At 73.7% G+C, this 19,460-nt stretch carries 15 protein-coding genes, 1 pseudogene and 1 riboswitch; of the genes and pseudogenes, 13 read left to right on the plus strand and 3 right to left on the minus strand.

All coding sequences use genetic code 11. The features are described 5' to 3' along the window. Window positions 1–3: 3 nt before the first annotated feature. Window positions 4–960, minus strand: a complete 957-nt coding sequence (locus O7609_RS05550) for an AraC family transcriptional regulator (RefSeq protein WP_269743179.1) — start codon at window positions 958–960, stop codon at window positions 4–6. 115 nt (window positions 961–1,075) lie between these two features. Here O7609_RS05550 and O7609_RS05555 point away from each other — a divergent pair, with 115 nt between their 5' ends. From O7609_RS05555 to nirD, 10 genes are all read left to right on the plus strand, one after another. Continuing rightward, window positions 1,076–1,969, plus strand: coding sequence for an NAD(P)H-binding protein (locus O7609_RS05555; RefSeq protein WP_269733771.1), 894 nt, complete (start codon window positions 1,076–1,078; stop codon window positions 1,967–1,969). Between the two features lie 170 nt (window positions 1,970–2,139). Next, window positions 2,140–4,134: an ATP-binding protein gene (locus O7609_RS05560; RefSeq protein WP_443072063.1), complete on the plus strand. Its 1,995-nt coding sequence runs from the start codon at window positions 2,140–2,142 to the stop codon at window positions 4,132–4,134. Beyond that, window positions 4,131–4,577 (plus strand): roadblock/LC7 domain-containing protein, encoded by a 447-nt coding sequence (locus O7609_RS05565; RefSeq protein ID WP_269733773.1) that lies wholly within the window; start codon window positions 4,131–4,133, stop codon window positions 4,575–4,577. Before O7609_RS05560 ends, O7609_RS05565 begins: the two co-directional genes overlap by 4 nt. After that, the gene (locus O7609_RS05570; protein WP_269733774.1) at window positions 4,574–4,951 is read left to right on the plus strand and encodes a DUF742 domain-containing protein; all 378 of its coding nucleotides are present in this window, start codon (window positions 4,574–4,576) and stop codon (window positions 4,949–4,951) included. Before O7609_RS05565 ends, O7609_RS05570 begins: the two co-directional genes overlap by 4 nt. 73 nt (window positions 4,952–5,024) lie before the next feature. Further along, entirely contained in the window at window positions 5,025–5,570 is a 546-nt protein-coding gene (locus tag O7609_RS05575; RefSeq protein WP_269737024.1) for an ATP/GTP-binding protein, read from the plus strand. Further along, window positions 5,567–6,958 carry a cytochrome P450 gene (locus O7609_RS05580; RefSeq protein ID WP_443072064.1) on the plus strand — a complete coding sequence of 464 codons (1,392 nt, stop codon included), beginning with the start codon at window positions 5,567–5,569 and terminating at the stop codon, window positions 6,956–6,958. Before O7609_RS05575 ends, O7609_RS05580 begins: the two co-directional genes overlap by 4 nt. After that, complete coding sequence (locus tag O7609_RS05585) at window positions 6,955–8,199, plus strand: cytochrome P450 family protein (RefSeq protein ID WP_269743180.1); 1,245 nt, start codon at window positions 6,955–6,957, stop codon at window positions 8,197–8,199. The genes O7609_RS05580 and O7609_RS05585 overlap by 4 nt, the downstream gene beginning before the upstream one ends. Before the next feature lie 77 nt (window positions 8,200–8,276). Beyond that, a complete protein-coding gene (locus tag O7609_RS05590; protein ID WP_269743181.1) occupies window positions 8,277–9,596 on the plus strand; it encodes an NAD(P)/FAD-dependent oxidoreductase in 1,320 nt (439 codons plus the stop codon). Window positions 9,597–9,598: 2 nt separating this feature from the next. Next, on the plus strand, window positions 9,599–12,199 hold the full coding sequence (gene nirB / locus O7609_RS05595) for a nitrite reductase large subunit NirB (protein ID WP_269743182.1): 2,601 nt from the start codon (window positions 9,599–9,601) through the stop codon (window positions 12,197–12,199). Further along, on the plus strand, window positions 12,199–12,582 hold the full coding sequence (nirD, locus tag O7609_RS05600; RefSeq protein ID WP_269733778.1) for a nitrite reductase small subunit NirD: 384 nt from the start codon (window positions 12,199–12,201) through the stop codon (window positions 12,580–12,582). The genes nirB and nirD overlap by 1 nt, the downstream gene beginning before the upstream one ends. A 112-nt stretch (window positions 12,583–12,694) precedes the next feature. Here nirD and O7609_RS05605 read toward each other — a convergent pair whose 3' ends face one another. Then, entirely contained in the window at window positions 12,695–13,168 is a 474-nt protein-coding gene (locus tag O7609_RS05605; protein WP_269733779.1) for a protease inhibitor I42 family protein, read from the minus strand. Window positions 13,169–13,320: 152 nt separating this feature from the next. Here O7609_RS05605 and O7609_RS05610 point away from each other — a divergent pair, with 152 nt between their 5' ends. The 3 genes and pseudogenes from O7609_RS05610 to O7609_RS05620 all read left to right on the plus strand — a co-directional run bounded on the left by O7609_RS05610 (window position 13,321) and on the right by O7609_RS05620 (window position 15,953). After that, window positions 13,321–13,599, plus strand: coding sequence for a hypothetical protein (locus tag O7609_RS05610; protein ID WP_269744406.1), 279 nt, complete (start codon window positions 13,321–13,323; stop codon window positions 13,597–13,599). Next, window positions 13,539–13,991, plus strand: a pseudogene (locus tag O7609_RS05615) (AAA family ATPase); the annotation flags it as partial. The gene O7609_RS05610 and the pseudogene O7609_RS05615, both read left to right, overlap by 61 nt. A 479-nt stretch (window positions 13,992–14,470) precedes the next feature. Further along, window positions 14,471–14,643: riboswitch (cyclic di-AMP (ydaO/yuaA leader) on the plus strand. A 65-nt stretch (window positions 14,644–14,708) separates the two neighbouring features. After that, window positions 14,709–15,953, plus strand: coding sequence for a transglycosylase family protein (locus tag O7609_RS05620; protein ID WP_332328043.1), 1,245 nt, complete (start codon window positions 14,709–14,711; stop codon window positions 15,951–15,953). A 361-nt stretch (window positions 15,954–16,314) separates the two neighbouring features. On the opposite strand, the gene ppdK is transcribed toward O7609_RS05620, so the two are convergent. Further along, entirely contained in the window at window positions 16,315–19,059 is a 2,745-nt protein-coding gene (gene ppdK, locus O7609_RS05625; RefSeq protein WP_269733781.1) for a pyruvate, phosphate dikinase, read from the minus strand. Window positions 19,060–19,460: the final 401 nt, after the last annotated feature.

The raw sequence follows: 19,460 nt of genomic DNA on the forward strand, positions 1-19,460 counted from the left end.
GACTCAGCCCACCGCGGCCGGGGTGCCGGAGCGGTGGGCGCTCGGGGTGACGCCCCGGTGCCGCTTGAACGCGGAGCTGAGCGCGAAGGCGTTGGCGTAGCCGACCCGGCGGGCCACCGATCCGACGGTGGCACCCGGTTCGCGCAGGAGGTCGGCGGCCAGGTCCATGCGCCAGCCGGTGAGGTACGCCATCGGGGGCTCGCCGACGAGCTCCCCGAAGCGGCGGGCGAGCGCGGCCCGGGAGACGCCGACGGCCGCGGCGAGCCCGCCGACCGTCCAGGAGCGGGCCGGGTCCGCCTGCAGGAGCCGCAGCGCCGGTCCGACGACGGGGTCCGCCTGGGCGCGGTACCAGGCCGGGGGCTCGGCGTCCGGGCGGTCGAACCAGGCGCGGAGCGTGGCGATGAGGAGGAGGTCGAGAAGCCGGTCCAGCACGGCCTGCTGCCCGGGAGCGTCCTTGACGATCTCCTCGGCGAGCAGGGGCAGCAGCGGGCAGCGCCACTGCTCGGCCCGCATGACCAGCACCGGGGGCAGCGCGGCCAGCAGCCGTCCGCTGACCTCCCCGCCGAGCTGGTAGGTGCCGTTGACGAGGTGGACCTCGCCGTCGGTGCCCTCGCCCCAGGTGCGCACGCCGAGGGCGAGTTCGGCACAGAGCACGGTGCCGTCCGGCGCGGTGCAGGTGTCGTCGGGGTGGATGACGAGCCGCGGCGCCCGCGCGGCCTCCCAGGGCTCGTCGGCGACGACGTACGGGGCGGGGCCGCGGACGACGGCGATGTCGCCCTCGTCGAGCCGCACGGGCGCTCCGCTCTCGGGGGTGATCCAGCCGGTGCCGTGGAACAGCGTGTAGAGGGAGAGCGGCGCGCCGTCCTGCACGCGCAGGGACCACGGCGGGGACACGATCATCTGGTGGAAGAGGCCGCCCCGGGCCCGGGTTCCGTCCAGCAGTTCCGCGAGTACGTCCACGCGTCCAGCCTAGCCGGGGAACGCGGTGGCGTCGCCGGGTGAGCGAGACGCTCGCGTATGCCTTCGAGCTTTTCGGCCATGGATCGTCTCAGCGCTGGCCGGTTGACTCGTCGGCATGAACACCAACGACATCATCAGCGCATCCACGGACGACGCCACGAACGGCGGCCTCGTCCTCGTCACCAACGGCACCGGCCGCACCGGGCGGCGCCTCGTCGACCGGCTGCGGAGCGAGGGCGTCCCGGTGCGGGCCGGCTCGCGCTCGGGCCACCCGCCCTTCGACTGGCACGACGCGGCGACCTGGCCCGGAGCCCTGGAAGGGGTCTCCCGCGTCTACCTGGCCTACGCCCCCGACCTGGGCGCCCCCGAAGTGCCCGACGTGGTGCGCGACTTCACCGAGGCCGCGGCCGGTGCGGGGGTGCGGCAGGTGGTGATGCTGTCGATGCGCGGCCGGAACGCCGAGCGGCCGACGGAGGTCTCGGCGCGGGCCACCGAGCGGGCGGTGCGGGAGAGCGGCCTGACGTGGACGGTCCTGCGGGCGGCCTGGTTCTTCCAGAACTTCAGCGAACTCGACGCCTTCCGTGAACCGCTGCGCGGGGGCGGGCTGGCGCTGCCGACGGGGGACGGGCCGGAGGCGTTCGTCGACGTCGAGGACGTCGCCGACGTCGCGAGCGCCGTACTGCGCGCCCCCGCCGCCCACGCGGGACGCACGTACGAACTGAGCGGGGACCGGCTGCTGAGCTTCTGGGACGCGGTGGCCGAGATCGCCGCGGCCACGGGCCGGGAGGTGCGCGAACAGCGCCTGACGATGGCCGAGTTCGGCGCCTCGCTGTCTGAACTCGGGCTGCACGGGGCGGAGGTGGACCTCGTGTGCGAGCTTCTGGACCGGGTGCGCGACGGAGAGATGGCCTACGTCTCGGACGGCGTACGGGAGGTGCTGGGCCGCCCGCCGCGGGGCTTCGCGGAGTTCGCCGGGCGGGCGGCCGGACGAGGCACCTGGGACCGCTGACCGCCCACCCCGTCCGCGCCTCCGCGGGGGTGCGGACGGCCGTTCGACACTGGTGAAGCGTGGCCCGCATATGGAAAGTTACTCCTAGGATCTGACTGATCCTGACCAGTTGATCATTGCGGGACGTCACACCCGGCGTCTCACGGAGGGGCAGTGACGTTGAGGACGCCATGCTGAATCGGCCGGTGGAACGCACGGGGAGGCGGGGGAAACGCGCCAGGCCCCGGGAGACCTGGTGGGCCGTCACGGCGGCGGTGGCGATCGGCTGCGGCGCGGCGGGAGCCGCGCTGCCCGGGGCCGCCGGATGGCCGCGGGCCGTGCTCGCCGCGCTGGCCGTCACGGCCGTCGTGAGCGTGGCGGCGGCGCTACGGGCCCGAAGGGCGCTGGCCGCCGCCGGAACGGCGCGGGAGCGCGCCGAGGCCGTCGCCGGGGCGCGGGGCGCCGAGGTCGCCCATCTGGCCGGGGTCCGGATGCCCGCCATCGCCGAACGCGTGCGGACCGGGCACCGGCTCGACGGCGTCCCCGGGCCGCTGGCCGAACCCGCCGCCACCGGGGAGGACTTCGCCCGGGCGCTCGCCGCCGTCGTCGCCGGGCTCGGCTCCGACGAGGCGGTGCGCCGCGAACGCGCCCTGCGCGACTCGGTGCAGGCGGCCTTCGAGTCCGTGGCCCGCAACATGCACGCCATGGCGACGGTGCAGCAGCAGGTGCTGGACCACGTCGAGCAGATCATCACCGACTCCCGGCTCATGGGCGAGGTGATGAAGGCCGACCACGCGGCGGCGCAGATGACGCGCAAGGCGCAGACTCTGCTGGTGATGTGCGGCATCTGGCCCGCCCGCCGGGAGACGCGCCCGGTGACCCTGTACGACTGCGTCCGCGGGGCCCAGTCGCGCATCGTGGAGTTCGGCCGGATCGACGTGCACGGGGGCCAGACCCTCTACGTGGTACCGCCCGCCGTCGAGGGCCTGATGCACAGCGTCGCCGAACTGCTGGAGAACGCCACGGTGTTCTCCCCGTCCAGCACACAGGTCGTGGTGACGATCCGGGAGGTGGGCGCGGGCGCGGTGCTGGAGATCGACGACGCCGGCCTCGGCATGCCGCCGGACGTGCTGCACCAGGCCCTGGGCCGGTTGCGCGACGACCTGGACCTCGCCCAGCTCGGCGCCGTCCCCCGCCTCGGCCTCGCCTGCGTGGGCCGCTGGTCCCGCGAGCTGGGCTTCAACGTCGAGCTGACCGGAGCCTCCGCGTACGGCGGCACCCGGTCCGTCGTCTTCGTCCCGCACCGGCTGCTCACGGAGCCGCTGCCCGACGTCGCGCCCGTGCCCCGGCAGGCCCGCTCGCGCCCCGCGCCGCGGGACGCGCACGCGTACGCCGCGCCCGGCCCGGAGCCGGTGACCGCCGTCTCCGCCGGGCCCGGGACGGGCGCCGACGGTCAGGCCGCGGGCCCGTTCGCGGAGCGGGCGTCCGGGCCCGCCGAGCCGGAGCTGCCCCGCCGCCGCAGCCGCCGCCGGGCACCGGGCCGCGGACTCGACGGCACCCCGGCCGACCTCGGACTCGACGGCACCCCGGCCGGCCCGGGTCTCGACGGCACCCCGGCCGACCTCGGACTCGACGGCACCCCGGCCGGCCCGGGTCTCGACGGCACCCCGGCCGACCTCGGACTCGACGGCACCCCGGCCGGCCCGGGTCTCGACGGCACGCGCTCCGCTCCGGGCCCCGACGGCGCCGGGGCGCGGACGGGCCGGCCAGGCCCGGACGCCCCCGCCCGGCCGCAGCTCCCGGACACCGGGCCACTGCCGCCGGAGCACCCGGCCCCGGCGGACGAGCCGCCGCCCCGGCCGCCCGCGCGGGAGTGGTCCCCCGACGCCGCCCGGGCCTCGGTGGCCAGCGTCGTCTCCGGCTCCCGCCGCGGGCGGGCGCAGGCGGCCGAGGGCGACCGGTACCCCGGCCGGCTCCCCGACCGCCACGCCGACCCGCACGCCGACCAGCACTCCGGCCCGCGCCCCGGCGCCCCGGAGCCGGCCGGGCCGGGCGGCACCGGTCCGCAGGCCACCGCGCCCCGCGACGCGGCGGCGCACGACGCCGCGCCGCACGACGCCGGAGCGCCCGGCACGCGGGCGCGGGACACCCATCACACCGACCGAGACGAAGGGGGCCCGGCGTGACCGGAACCATCACGAGACTTCCCGACCTGGGCTGGATGCTGCGCCCGCTGACGGAGATCCCCGGCGTGCGGCACGCCGTCGTGCTCTCCGAGGACGGCCTGCACCTGGGCCACGCGTCGGCCGAGGGGCTGAGCGGCGCCGTGGTGGAACTCGGCCGCGACGAGGCCGAGTCGCTGGCCGCCGCCTGCGCCGCCATGACGATGACCAGCCGCTCCACCGCGTCTCTCGTCTTCGGCGAGGGCGCCGACGTCCGGCAGCTCATGCTGGAGTCGGAGCACGGCTTCGTCCTCTTCACGGCCGCCGGGGTCGGCGCTCACCTGGGCGTCGCCACCGACCTGCACGCCGACATCGGGCTCGTCGCCCAGCAGATGCAGCTCCTGGTGGCGAAGATCGGCGCCCACCTGAGCAGCCGACCCCGGGATGTGGTGGGCCCGCCGCGATGACCGGCGCACGGGAGGAGCGGACGACGTCGGCCGTCCGTCCCTACGTCATCACCGGCGGACGCTCCGGCGCCCCGAGCGCCGAACTGCCGTGGGAGACCCTGGTGATGGCGACGCGTCCGGCGGACGACGCCACCGCCCCGGGAGGCGTCCGGCTGCAGCCCGAGCACCGGCGCATCCTGGCGGAGTGCCAGGGCCTGCTGTCGGTGGCGGAGGCCGCCGCCCACCTGGGCCAACCGCCGTCGGTCGTGCAGGTGCTGCTGGCCGATCTCATCGACTGGGGCCTCGTCAAGGCCCGCCCGCCCGTCCCGGTCGCCGAACGCGCCGATGTGACCATGCTCAGAAAGGTCCTCCATGGGCTCGAAAGCCGCCTCTGACCCGCCGGCCGCCCACCGGCCACCGCCCGCGCACCCGTCGGCCGGGCAGGAGCAGCACTACGTGCGCTCCAGCGTGGCCGGTGCCGCGAAGATCCTCGTCGTCGGCCCGCTGGGCGTGGGCAAGACGACGCTGATCGGCACCGTCTCGGAGATCCGGCCGCTGTCCACCGAGGCCGTCATGAGCCAGGCCGGGGCGCGGGTCGACCACGGCGGCGAGCGGACGAAGACCACGACGACCGTCGCCCTGGACTTCGGCCGCATCACCGTCGACGGCGAGCTCGTGCTCTACCTCTTCGGCACCCCCGGCCAGCCGCGCTTCCTGCCCGCCTGGCGGGAGCTGGCCCGTGGCGCGCTCGGCGCCCTCGCCCTCGTCGACACCCGCGACCTGGCGGCGTCCTTCGACGCCCTCGGCCATCTGGAGGACATGGGGCTGCCGTTCGCCGTCGCCGTCAACGCCTTCCCCGACAGCCCGGAGCACGGCGAGCACCGGCTGCGCGAGGCCCTGGACCTGCTGCCCGAGACGCCCCTCGTCGTCTGCGACGCCCGGGAGCACCACTCCTCCGTGCGGGCGCTCATCGCCCTCGTCACCCACCTCATCAACGCCGCGGAGCCGCAATGACGAGTCCCCGTCCCGACCCCCGTCACGACCGGGCGGCCGCACCCGGCACGGGCCGCTGCCCGGCCACCGCGCTGTACGGGCCGCATCTGGACGGCGACGGGATGCCCGGGCTCTACGAAGAGCTGCGGCTGCGGCACGGTCCGGTCGCCCCGGTGACCGTCGCCCCCGGCATCGACGCCTGGCTGGTGCTCGGCCACCGCGAACTCCTGCGCCTCACCCGTGAGGAACAGGACTTCTCGCACGACCCGCGCCGCTGGACGCTGCTGCGCGAGGGCCGGGTGCCCGCCGACTCGCCGATCCTGCCCATGGTCGGCTGGCGGCCCGCCCTACTGTTCGCCGACGGCCAGCAGCACCGCCGCATGCGGGCGGCCGTCTCGGACGCCCTGTCCCGCATCAACGGGCACGAACTGCGCCGCACGGTGCGGGCTACGGCCGAGCGGCTGATCTCCACCTTCGCCGAGCGCGGCGAGGCCGACCTGGTCCCGCACTTCGCGCGCAAGCTGCCGATGGAGGTGATCACCCGGCTGCTGGGCCTGGACGAACGCACCGGGCAGCGGCTCGTGCACGCCATCGCCGGAACCGTCGGCGCCAACGCCGACTCGGCCAACGCCAGCCGCCGCATGGGTGAGATCCTCGGGCAGCTCATCGAGGACAAGCGGCGCTCCCCGGGCAACGACGTGACCTCGGCGCTGCTCGGCCACCCGGCCCGGCTGACCGACGAGGAGGTCCTGCACAACCTCGTGGTGATGTTCGTCGCCGGCAACCAGACCACGGTGAACTGGATCGCCACCACGCTGCGCATCCTGCTCACCGACCCGGCGTTCCGCTCCTCGCTCACCGGCGGTCATCTCACCGTGGACGACGCCCTCGACCTGGTGCTGTGGCGCTTCCCCCCGACACAGAACTTCCCCGCCCGCTACGCCACCCGCGACCTGAGCTTCGGCGGCCAGGACATCCGGGCCGGCGACATGCTGATCCTCGGCCTCGCGGCGGCCAACGCCGACCCCGGCGTGCTCCCCGGTGACGGCCGCCCGGTCATCGGCAACCGCTCCCACCTCGCCTTCGGCGCCGGGCCGCACGCCTGCCCCGCCCAGGACCCGGCGCGGCTCATCACCCGCACCGCGGTGGACACCGTCCGGCACCGGCTGCCGGACATGGAGCTGTCGGTGTCCGAGCACGAGCTGGCCTGGGTCAAGTCGCCCTGGACCAAGGGGCTGGCCGCCCTCCCGGTCCGCTTCACCGAACCGCAGCTCCCGGCCACGCCGCCCGCCGGCGCACCGTCCCACGCGGGACCGCCCCCGGCCACGCCGCCCGCGTTCGGCTCCCCGTCGCCCGTCCACCACCCGCCCATGCCGCAGCCGGCCCAGCACCAGGGAGAGACCCGATGACCCAGGACCACCCCGCACCGCACCGCCTCGACCCGCAGGGCGGCTGCCCTCACGCCGCCAACGCCCGGCTGCGCACCGAGCGGGGCACCGTCGTCCCCGTGCTGCTGCCCGACGACGTCGAGGGCATGCTCGTGCTCGGCCACGAGGAGCTGAAAGAGTTCCTGGCCCACCCCGACGTGGCCAAGGACGCCAAACACTTCGCCGCCCTGCAGAACGGCGAGATCCCCGAGGGCTGGCCGATGCGGACCTTCGCCACCGTGCGGAGCATGACGACGGCCGACGGCGCCGACCACCGCAGACTGCGTTCCCTGGTGAGCCGCGCGTTCACCGCCCGTCGGGTCGAGGCGCTGCGCCCCGGTGTCGAGGAGCTGGCCGCCACCCTGCTGGACCGGTTGGAGGAAGCGGCCGCGGAGAGCGAGGACGGCACCGTCGACCTGCGGCGCAACTTCGCCATGCCGCTGCCCATGGGCGTCATCTGCCGGCTGCTCGGGGTGGACGCCGAGCAGGGGGAGCGGCTGCACGCCTTGTCCAACCGCGTCGTCAGCACCAGCCTGGCCCCGGCCGAGGTGCTCAAGGCCAACCAGGAGACGGTCGAGGTTCTCGGCCAGGTCGCCGCCGCCCGCATGGCCGACCCCGGCGACGACCTCACCAGCGCGCTCATCGCCGTCCGGGCGGAGGACGGAGACCGGCTCAGCGAGCAGGAGCTCATCGGCACCCTGCTGCTCCTGGTCATCGCCGGCCACGAGACCACGCTGAACCTCCTGACCAACGCCGTCCGCGCCCTGTCCGCCCACCGCGACCAGCTCGACCTGGTGCAGAGCGGAAAGGCGAGCTGGGCGGACGTCGTCGAGGAGACGATGCGCTGGGACAGCCCGGTGAGCTACTTCCCCTTCCGCTACCCCACCCGCGACCTCACCGTGGACGGCACCGTGATCCCTCAGGGGACGCCCGTCCTGGCCGGGTACTCGGGCGCCGGCCGCGACCCGCGCGCCCACGGCGGGGACGCCGACGTGTTCGACGTCACGCGCGCCCAGAACCGGCACCTGTCCTTCGGCCACGGCGCCCACTTCTGCATCGGCGCGCCGCTCGCCCGGATGGAGGCTGCGATCGCGCTGGAGGCGCTGTTCACGCGCTTCCCGCAGCTCACGGTGGCCGTGGACGAGGCCGAGCTGCCCCGGCGCGGCAGCTTCGTCGGCAACAGCGTCCCCGTCCTCCCGGTGCGGCTCACACCGTCCCCGTGAGCCGGTTGAGGTCGGCGTTGCCCACGGGAAACAACCGGGAACCCACCGGGTAACAGCGGCGACGCACGCTGTGGGGCATGACCTCGAAACAGCGTGTGGTGGTGATCGGCGGCGGCATGGCCGGGGCCCGGCTCGTGCAGCAGCTCGGCCGGTCCGCGGACGCCCCCGGGCGGCCCCGGCACTCCGTCACCGTCATCGGCGAGGAGCGGCACCCGCCCTACAACCGGGTGCTGCTCGCCGAGGTGCTGGCCGGGCAGTACACCCCCGAGGTGATCGCCCTGCCCGCCCCCGGCCCCGAGGTGCGGCGACTGACCGGGGTGCGGGCGGTGCGCGTCGACCGCGCCGAGCGGCGGGTCGTCTGCGACGACGGCTCGGTGGTGGAGTACGACGCGCTCGTGCTGGCCACCGGCTCCAACCCGGTGCTGCCGCCCATCCGCGGCCTGTTCGACGACAGCCTCGCCAGCGTCCCCGAGGACGGGCTCCCCGACGGCGTCCACCCCTTCCGCACCCTGGACGACTGCGCGGCCCTCGCCGCCGCGGCCGGGCCCGACACCCGCGCCGTCGTCATCGGCGGCGGGCTGCTCGGCGTCTCCGCCGCCCGGGCCCTGGCCGCCCGCGGCGTGGCCACCGTCCTCGCCCACCAGGGCGAGCACCTGATGGAACGGCAGCTCGACGCGGGCGCCTCCGCCCTCCTGCACACCCATCTCACCGGGCTCGGCGTCGAGGTGCACACGGAGTGCCGCGTACGCGGCCTCAGCACCGGGCGGGACGAGCGCACCGGGCGCCGTACCGTCCGCTCGGTGACCCTGGCCGACGGCTACGCGCTCGGCGCCGACCTCGTCGTCCTGGCCTGTGGGGTGCGTCCGCGCACCGGGCTGGCGCAGGCCGCCGGGCTCAGCGTCGCGCGCGGCGTCGTCGTCGACGACGAGCTGCGCACCGACGACCCCCGGATCTTCGCCATCGGCGACTGCGCCGAACACCGCGGCACCGTATACGGGCTGGCCGGCGCCGCCCAGGAGCAGGCGGACGCCCTCGCCGCCGTGCTCGACGCCGCCCCGCGCGACGCGGCCGTGCCCGCAGCCGCCGGAGCCGCCCGCACCGGGCGCCCCTACACCGGCACCCGCGCGCTGACCCGCCTCACGCTGACGGGCCCCGGTCCGCTGGACCTGGCCGCCTTCGGCGAGACCGAGCCGCAGCCCGACGACGACGTCGTGCACCTGGCCGACGCCACCCGCGGCGCCTACCGCAAGGTCGTCGTCCGCGGTGACCGGCTGGTCGGCGGCATCCTCCTGGGCGACCTCGACACCGTCGGCGCCCTCGCCAGGACCTGGGAAGGGGACGAACCCCTGCCTTCCGCACCACTGCTCCACCTGCTCACGAACGATGGAGGCCTGTGACCATGCCCGAGCCGCGACAGAAGCCGACGATCGTCCTGATCGGCCACGGAATGGTCGGGCAGCGCTTCCTCGAAGCCCTGGCCGACCAGGGCGTCACCGGGCGCTCCCGGGTCGTCGTCCTGTGCGAGGAGCCGCGCCCCGCCTACGACCGGGTCCAGCTCACCTCCTACTTCTCCGGCGTGACGCCCGAGCAGCTCTCCATGACGGACGAGGCGTTCATCGCCGAGCACGGCATCGAGCTGTACGTGGGCGACCCGGCCGAGAGCGTGGACCGCGCCTCCCGCACCGTCACCGCCCGTTCCGGGCAGACGTTCACCTACGACGCGCTGGTGCTGGCCACCGGCTCCTACCCGTTCGTGCCACCGGTGCCGGGCAGGGACAGCGACGGCTGCTTCGTCTACCGCACCATCGAGGACCTGCTCGCCATCGAGGAGTACGCGACAGACGCCTCCTCCGGCGTGGTCGTCGGCGGCGGTCTGCTCGGGCTGGAGGCCGCGGGCGCCCTCAAGGGCCTCGGGGTGGACGCGCACATCGTCGAGTTCAACGACCGGCTCATGGCCCTCCAGGTCGACGCGGGAGGCGGCGCCGCGCTGCGCCGCAAGATCGAGGACATGGGCCTGAGCGTCCACACCGGCGTCGGCGGCAAGGAGATCACCGCGGGCCCCGACGGGCGCGTGACCGGCATGGTCCTCTCCGACGGCTCGACCGTCGACACCGACATGGTCATCTTCTCCGCCGGAGTCCGCCCCCGCGACCAGCTCGCCCGCGAGTGCGGCCTGGACGTCGGCGAGCGCGGCGGCATCGTCGTCGACGAGCGGTGCCGCACCAGCGACCCGGCCGTGTACGCCGTCGGCGAGTGCGCCAAGGCGGTGGACGGCATGGTCTACGGACTGGTCGCGCCCGGTTACGAGATGGCCGAGACGGCCGCCGCCGCCATCGCGGGCACGGTGGACGCCGAGGGCTTCACCGGCGCCGACACCTCCACCAAGCTCAAGCTGCTCGGCGTCGACGTCGCCTCCTTCGGCGACGCCCACGGCACCGCCGAGGGCTGCCTCGACGTCGTCTACGCCGACTCCCGCGCCGGCGTCTACAAGAAGCTCGTCATGGCGAAGGACGGCACGCTGCTCGGCGGTGTGCTCGTCGGCGACGCCGATGCCTACGGGCTGCTGCGCCCCCTCACCGGCAGCGTGCCGCCCGCCGACCCCGAGTCGCTCGTCCTCCCGGCCGGGGTCGGCGCCCCCGCCCAGCTCGGCCCCTCCGCGCTGCCGGACGAGGCCGTGGTGTGCAGCTGCCACAACGTCACCAAGGGCACGATCCGGGGCGCCGTCACCGAGCACGACTGCGCCACGGTGCCGGAGGTCAAGAAGTGCACCAAGGCCGGCACCGGCTGCGGAAGCTGCGTCAAGGTGCTCGGCCAGCTCTTGGGCGACGAACTCGCCGCCCAGGGCATCGAGGTGGACCCGGGCCTGTGCGGCTGCTTCGGCCAGACCCGCCAGGAGCTGTACGAGATCGTCCTCGCCCTGCGGCTGAGCTCCTTCCAGCAGCTCCTGGACGGCCACGGGCGCCCCGAGGCGCGCGGCGGCGAGGGCTGCGAGATCTGCAAGCCGGCCGTCGCCTCGATCATCGCCTCCCTCGCCCCCGTCATCGGCGCGGGCGGGTACGTCCTCGACGGCGAGCAGGCCGCCCTCCAGGACACCAACGACCACCATCTCGCCAACCTCCAGCGCAACGGCTCCTACTCGATCGTGCCCCGCATCCCCGGCGGCGAGATCACCCCGGAGAAGCTGATCGTCATCGGCGAGGTCGCCAAGGAGTTCGGCCTCTACACCAAGATCACCGGTGGCCAGCGGATCGACCTCTTCGGCGCCCGGGTGGACCAGCTCCCCGTCATCTGGGCCCGGCTGGTGGACGCCGGCTTCGAGTCCGGGCACGCCTACGGCAAGGCGCTGCGCACCGTCAAGTCCTGCGTCGGCCAGACCTGGTGCCGCTACGGCGTGCAGGACTCCGTGAAGATGGCCATCGACCTGGAGCTGCGCTACCGGGGCCTGCGCGCCCCGCACAAGCTCAAGTCCGCCGTCTCCGGCTGCCAGCGCGAGTGCGCCGAGGCCCAGAGCAAGGACTTCGGCGTCATCGCGACCGCCAACGGCTGGAACCTCTACGTCGGCGGCAACGGCGGCGCCACGCCCCGCCACGGCGACCTGCTCGCCCAGGACCTCTCCGACGCCGAACTCGTCCGGCTCATCGACCGGTTCCTCATGTTCTACATCCGCACCGCCGACCGGCTGGAGCGCACCTCGGTCTGGCTGGAGCGTACCGAGGGCGGACTCGACCACGTCCGGGACGTCGTCGTGCACGACTCCCTGGGCATCTGCGACGAGCTTGAGGCCATGATGGCCGAGCATGTCGCCGGCTACCGGGACGAGTGGGCCGAGACCCTGGACGACCCCGAGCGGCTGCGGCGCTTCGTCTCCTTCGTCAACGCCCCCGACGCCCCCGACCCCTCCGTGCGGTTCGTGCCCGAGCGCGACCAGACCAAACCCGACCTGGAGATCCTGGCCGGCCCCGACCTCCCCGTCCGCACCCTCGAAGGAGCGCAGAGCTGATGACCGACGTCCTCATCCCGGAAGGCTCGGAAGGCACCGCGGCCGACACGGCGACCCTCGTCCGCGTCGAGGTGCGCACCCCCGGCGGCTGGGCCGCGGTGTGCGACAGGGACCACCTCGTCACCGGCCGCGGCGTCGCCGCCCTGCTGCCCGACGGCAGTCAGATCGCCCTGTTCCTCGACCGCTCCGGCGTCGTCCACGCCATCGGCAACCGCGACCCGTTCACCGGCGCCTACGTCCTCTCCCGCGGCCTGCTCGGCTCCGTCGGCGGACAGCCCTTCGTGGCCTCCCCGCTGCTCAAGCAGCGCTTCGACCTCGCGACCGGGCGCTGCCTGGACGACGAGACGGTCGCCGTTCCGGCGTACGCCACCCGGCTGCGCTGACCCGAGCCCGGCGCCGCCCTGCCCTGTCCATATCCGGCGGCGCCGCACCTCTCCGGGCTCCCGCCGGGCCGTGAGCGGCCCGGCGGGCCCCGGCGCCACGCCGGGGCCCGGCTCACCCCCGCACCGTGATGGTGAAGGTCACCGCGTCGGCGCCCTCGGACTTCTCGTGTTCGGTGCCGCACCCGTCGCAGTGGCGGAGCCAAAACCGCGTGGTGCCCGCCGACGCGGCCCGGAACGTGTAGGAGTGCGTGCCCCCGGCCCCCGGCTCGGTACCGCCGCTCTCGTACCGGTCGTCGGTCAGCGTGACGACCCGCGGGTCGGGCTCGGGGTCGAGAACGGCCCACCTGTAGGGGGTGGACTGGTTCTCCTTCAGCGCGATGGTGAACGTCTCCCCGATGGAGACCTCCACCTCGGTCCGCTCCAGACCGTAGGTCGGTCCCGGTTCCGGTTCCGGCGTGATGTCGCTGGGACTCGTGACGGGGAGGGGTTCACTGTCACCGTCATCGCCACCGCAGGCCCCCAGGGCGAGCGTCGCGGCCAGCACGAGGCACGCGAAGGCCCTCGGCCGACGGGCTACGGCGGTCATGGTCCATCCGGGACGTGCTCGCCGCATGGTCCCCCCCCCCAAGCTCTCCGGCCGCACCCGGCCCGAACCAGCGGGAGGCGGCTTCGACACACCGCTGAGCAAGGTCCCATGCGGGCGGTCCCCGGAGCAAACGGCGGACTCGTGTGAAGGGGATGGACCGGGACGCGGAGATCCACCGGGCGACCGCGCGGTTGCGCGCACTGCGGCGCTTCGGGCTGGACCTGTGCCTCGGTCACATCGTCGGCGAGGACGACGGCGAGCGCCTGTACGTGGGGCGGCTCGGGCTGACGGACCGTACGGGGCGCCGGCTGCTGCTGGACTGGCGCTCCCCCGCCGCGGAGCCGTTCTTCGGGGCCACCCACGCCGACCGGAGTCCTGGCCGGAGCGGCTCCGGAGAGTCGGGCTGGACCGGGTCGAGCTCGCCTCCCTGACCGTCAACTACCGGACGCCGGAGGAGGTCATGGCGGAGGCGGAGCCGGTCATCCGGGAGGCGCTGCCGGACGCCAACGTGCCCACGTCCGTCCGCGGCTCCGGGGTCCCCGTCACCCACGGGTCCGTCTCGGAGCGGGACGCGATCCTCGACGCATGGCTCGCCGAGCACGCCGAGGGGGTCGCGTGCGTCATCGGCGACCCGACGTTCCAGGGCACGTCCCGCGTCCGCTCGCTGACCCCGGAGCTGGCGAAGGGGCTGGAGTTCGGCCTGGTCGTCCTCGTCGGCCCCGAGCGCCTCGGCGAGGGGATCGCGGGGGCGGTCGACCGCTACGTCGCGATGACGAGGGCCACCCAGCGGCTCGTCGTCCTGTCCGGCTCACCGGCGGTCTGAGGGACCCGGTCACGGGCCCCGGGGCCGGGGGCCGTGACCGTTCAGGTGGACGGGAACGCGGACCTGCGGGTGACACGGAAGGCGGACCGGAGGGTGGTCCGAGGGCCCGTCAGGACGCTCTGCGCGTTTGCGTAGGGAATCGCCCGATATAAGGGCTCGACACGACGATCAGGTGACAGGACTCACAACCCCCTCCGCTCCGCCGCTGCACTCCCCCCCCGGGCTTTTTGCCTCCCGAGTGCCAAATTCATCGTTGACCAGGGAGTTTCGGACATACGGAAAGATCCGGAACCTTACCCTCGGAATCAGCACCGGTGCACACGGTGCCGGACCGGGGCCCGAGTCCGGCGTGCCGGAACCCGGCGCTCGCGCGCGCTGCTTGTCTGGCGCAAACGCTTGTGATTACGGTTCGTCCGCCCCCGCATCGGATGCGGAGGCCCCGCCGCCGGGACGCCGAATCCTGCCGCCCGGCCGGGGGGACACCAGGAAGCCCAGGCGGCAGGAGCGGGGGAACCAGGTAAGCGCCGTACCGCGTATCCGTACCGGTGCGGCTAGGGGTGAAGCCACAGCCCGACGCGTGACGCGTGGGGACGTGGCCGGGCTACTCCGGCCCGAATCCGACAGCTCACCTCGCAGGCGTAGGAGAGGAACACACCTATGCCCCGTGGTCGTCATCGCCGTCCGCGCAAGCCCCTGATATCCCGTCACGTAGCCCGCGTGTCCCTGGCCGTCACCGCCGGTGGTGTCGCCGTTCCCCTCGCCGCCGCGGGCTCCGCGAGCGCCGCCGACGTCTCGGTGTGGGACAAGGTCGCCCAGTGCGAGAGCACCGGCAACTGGTCCATCAACACCGGCAACGGCTTCTACGGCGGCCTGCAGTTCCAGCAGTCCTCCTGGGAGGCCGCGGGCGGCACGCGGTACGCGCCCCGCGCCGACCTCGCCACCAAGGACCAGCAGATCGCCACCGCCGAGCGCCTGCTGGAGATGCAGGGCCCCGGCGCCTGGCCCACCTGCGGCCCCCGCGCCGGCCTGACCCAGGGCGGCCCGGCCCCCGAGATCACCCCGGCCGGCGCCTCGGCCGAGGGTGAGCGGAAGGCCGAGCAGGCCAAGGCCGAGCGGCCCGCCGAGAAGGCGGACAAGAAGGCGGAGAAGAAGCCTGCCGCCAAGGCCAAGACCGAGGCCGCCGCCGAGGACTACACCGTCGTCAGCGGCGACACCCTCTACGGCATCGCCACCACGCACGAGGTGGACGGCGGCTGGCCGGCCGTCTACGAGGCCAACCGCCAGGTCGTCGGCGCCGACCCCGACCTGATCTTTCCGGGTCAGCGACTGAGCCTGGACGTCACCCAGGCCGCCACGCCGACGCCGAAGCCGGAGAAGTCCGGGAAGAAGGCCGAAGCCGACAAGGCGGAGAAGAAGGCCGAGAGGAAGGCGGAGAAGGAGGAGCAGCCCGAGGCGGAGAAGCCCGCACCGGCTCCGGAGCCCGCCAAGGACGCGCCCAAGCCCGAGCCGAAGCCCGAGCCCAAGGCCGAGGAGCCCGCCGAGAAGGCCGCCCCGGCCAGCGGCTGGGTCCGCCCGGTCAACGCCTCGATGAGCACCCCCTACCGGGCCACCGGCTCCTACTGGGCCAGCGGCTACCACACCGGTGTGGACTTCTCCGCGCCGTCCGGCAGCACCGTCCGCGCGGTCGGTGCGGGCACCGTGGTCTCCGCCGGCTGGGGCGGCTCGTACGGCAACCAGATCGTCATCAAGCACGCCGACGGGCGCTACAGCCAGTACGCCCACCTCTCCTCGCTCTCCGTCTCCGCGGGCCAGAGCGTGAGCGGCGGCCAGCAGATCGGTCTCGTCGGCTCCACCGGCAACAGCACGGGTCCGCACCTGCACTTCGAGATCCGCACCGGTACCGGCTACGGCTCGGACATCGACCCGCTGGCCTACCTGCGGGCCAAGGGCGTCGCCATCTGACCCCGAGCCATCGGCTCACCCACGGCGGAACCGGCCGTGCCGCACCGCGGCGCGGCCGGTTCCGCCGTTCCGGGTCTCAGCGGGCGGACGCCGCCACCTCGGCCACCAGACGGCTGGTGACGGGGACGGGCACCCCGTGCCGGCCGGCGGCGCGTTCGTCCGAGGGGCGTCACCGACGAGGTGGGCGGCCCCTTCCGCGGCTGAACCGCCACCGGGGCCCCGGACTGACCGGCTGACGGGCCCGGGCGGAGCAAAGGGGGCGGTACGGCACCTCCGCACAGGTGCCGTACCGCCCCTCTTCCGGATGCCGGGACCGCCGCGCGGTGAGGGTTCGGCTGCGGCGGCCCCGGCAGGCGGTTGGTCAGCGGCTGTCGCTGCCCACGCTCTCCGCGGCGGCGCGGCCGGCCTCCAGCCGGGCCACCGGGATGCGGAACGGGGAGCAGGAGACGTAGTCCAGGCCGACCTCGTGGAAGAAGTGGACGGACTCGGGGTCGCCGCCGTGCTCGCCGCAGACGCCCAGCTTGAGGTCGGGCCGCGTGGCGCGGCCTGCGGCCACGGCGTCGGAGACGAGCTTGCCGACACCGTCCTTGTCGATGGTCTCGAACGGCGAGACGCCGAAGATGCCCTTCTCCAGGTAGGCCGTGAAGAAGCTGGCCTCCACGTCGTCCCGGCTGAAGCCCCACACGGTCTGCGTGAGGTCGTTGGTGCCGAAGGAGAAGAAGTCGGCGGACTCGGCGATCTGACCGGCGGTCAGCGCGGCGCGCGGCAGCTCGATCATCGTGCCGAGCGTGAGCTTCAGCTCGACGCCGTGCTCGCGCTCGATCTCGGCGATGACGCGCTCGGCGTCCTCGCGGACGATCTCCAGCTCCTGCACGGTGCCCACGAGCGGGATCATGATCTCCGCGCGCGGGTCGCCCTTGGCGGCCTTGCGCTCGGCCGCGGCCTCCGCGATGGCCCGCACCTGCATGGTGAACAGGCCGGGGATGACCAGGCCCAGGCGGACGCCGCGCAGACCGAGCATCGGGTTCTGCTCGTGCAGCCGGTGAACGGCCTGGAGGAGACGCAGGTCGTTCTCGTTGCCGTCCTCGCGAGCCTCCGCGAGCGCCACCCGCACCGAGAGCTCGGTGATGTCGGGCAGGAACTCGTGCAGCGGCGGGTCGAGCAGCCGGACGGTGACGGGGAGCCCGTCCATCGCCTCGAACAGCTCCTTGAAGTCGCCCTTCTGCAGCGGCAGCAGGGCGGCCAGGGCCTCGTCGCGCTCGGTGTCGGCGTCGGCGAGAATGAGCCGCTCGACCAGTTCGCGGCGCTCGCCGAGGAACATGTGCTCGGTGCGGCACAGGCCGATGCCCTGGGCGCCGAAGCGGCGCGCGCGGGCGGCGTCCTCGGCGTTGTCGGCGTTGGCGCGTACCCGCAGCCGGCGGACGCGGTCGGCGTAGGCCATGACGCGGTGCACGGCCTGGACGAGCTCGTCCGCGTCCTCGGCACCGGCGTGCATGCGGCCCTCGAAGTACTCGACGACGGGCGAGGGGACGACGGGGACCTCGCCCCGGTACACCTTGCCGGTGGAGCCGTCGATGGAGACGACGTCACCCTCGTCGATGACGATGCTGCCCTTGCCGTCGGGGGCCGGGGCGGTGAGCCGGCGGCGCTTGGTGTCGACTTCCAGGTCCTCGGCGCCGCAGACGCAGGTCTTGCCCATGCCGCGGGCGACGACGGCGGCGTGCGAGGTCTTGCCGCCGCGCGAGGTGAGGATGCCCTCGGCGGCGATCATGCCGTCCAGGTCGTCCGGGTTCGTCTCGCGGCGGATGAGGATGACCTTCTCGCCCGAGCGGGACCACTTGACGGCGGTGTAGGAGTCGAAGACGGCCTTGCCGACGGCGGCGCCCGGCGAGGCCGCGATGCCGCGCCCGATCTGGTCGGCCTGCGCGGTGAGGTCGAAGCGGGGGAACATGAGCTGGGCGAGTTGGGCGCCGTTGACGCGCTGGAGCGCCTCCGCCTCGTCGATCAGGCCTTGGTCCACGAGCTGGGTGGCGATGCGGAACGCGGCGGCGGCGGTGCGCTTGCCGACGCGGGTCTGGAGCATCCACAGCTTGCCGCGCTCGATGGTGAACTCGATGTCGCAGAGATCCTTGTAGTGCAGCTCAAGGGTCTCCATGATCTGCATCAGCTCGTCGTAGGACGTCTTGTCGAGCTGTTCCAGGTCCGCGAGGGGGACGGTGTTGCGGATGCCGGCGACGACGTCCTCTCCCTGGGCGTTCTGCAGGTAGTCGCCGTAGACGCCCTGCTGGCCGCTGGCCGGGTCGCGGGTGAAGGCGACGCCGGTGCCGGAGTCGGGGCCGAGGTTGCCGAAGACCATGGAGCAGACGTTGACGGCCGTGCCGAGGTCGCCGGGGATGCGCTCCTGGCGCCGGTAGAGCTTGGCGCGGTCGGTGTTCCACGAGTCGAAGACGGCGCGGATGGCGAGGTCCATCTGCTCACGCGGGTCCTGCGGGAAGTCGCGGCCGGTGGCGGTGCGGACGATCTCCTTGAACCGCTCGACCAGGGTGCGCAGGTCGCCGGCGTCCAGCTCCACGTCGGTGACGCCGCCCTTGGCCTCCTTGGCCGCCTCCAGCGCCTCCTCGAAGAGCTCGCCGTCCACGCCGAGCACGGTCTTGCCGAACATCTGGATGAGGCGGCGGTAGGAGTCCCAGGCGAACCGCTCGTCACCGGCCTGCGTGGCCAGACCGCCGACGGAGGCGTCGGAGAGGCCGATGTTGAGGACGGTGTCCATCATGCCGGGCATGGAGAACTTGGCTCCGGAGCGCACGGAGACGAGGAGCGGGTCGTCCTCCTGGCCGAGCCGCTTGCCCATCTGCTTCTCGAGCGCGTCGAGGTGCTCGGTGACCTCGTCCCGCAGGGCGGGCGGCTCGGTGCCGTTGTCCAGGTAGAGGCAGCACGCCTCGGTGGTGATCGTGAAGCCCGGAGGGACGGGCAGCCCGAGGTTGGTCATCTCCGCGAGGTTGGCGCCTTTGCCGCCGAGGAGATCCTTGAGGTCCTTGTTGCCCTCGGTGAAGGCGTACACGAACTTGGTGGGGTTCGTGCTTACGTGATCTTGAGTTTCCGGCACGGGACTCGCTCCTCGTGTACGGCTTGCCTGCCTGCCCTGACGGCGGGGAGCGTACCCATATCCAAGGCGAATGAGCAGAGGCAGCGGCACGTCGCACGGCTACAACCACCCATCCGCCAGCGGATCGAAAGTAAAGGCTCTCCCAAATGGCCGCACGGTATTCCTTCAGAGCTTGAACACAAAGTGACACTGCGAGACTGAAGACCGACGCGACCGCCACGCCGGGTGACCATGACTCGTGATATCGAGTGCCAGATACGTGGCACCGGGTGCCGCTCATTGGAGAACTGGAGCCTTCAGCAGAGCGCTCAGATGAGCGCAACATCTATCAGTCGTGGCGAGGATCACGACCCGGAGGGCCCGTCATCCCAGGATCCGGACGGAAGACATCCTTCCGCCAC

Source organism: Streptomyces sp. WMMC1477 (assembly GCF_027460245.1).
In the GTDB taxonomy this organism is placed as follows: Bacteria; Actinomycetota; Actinomycetes; order Streptomycetales; family Streptomycetaceae; genus Streptomyces.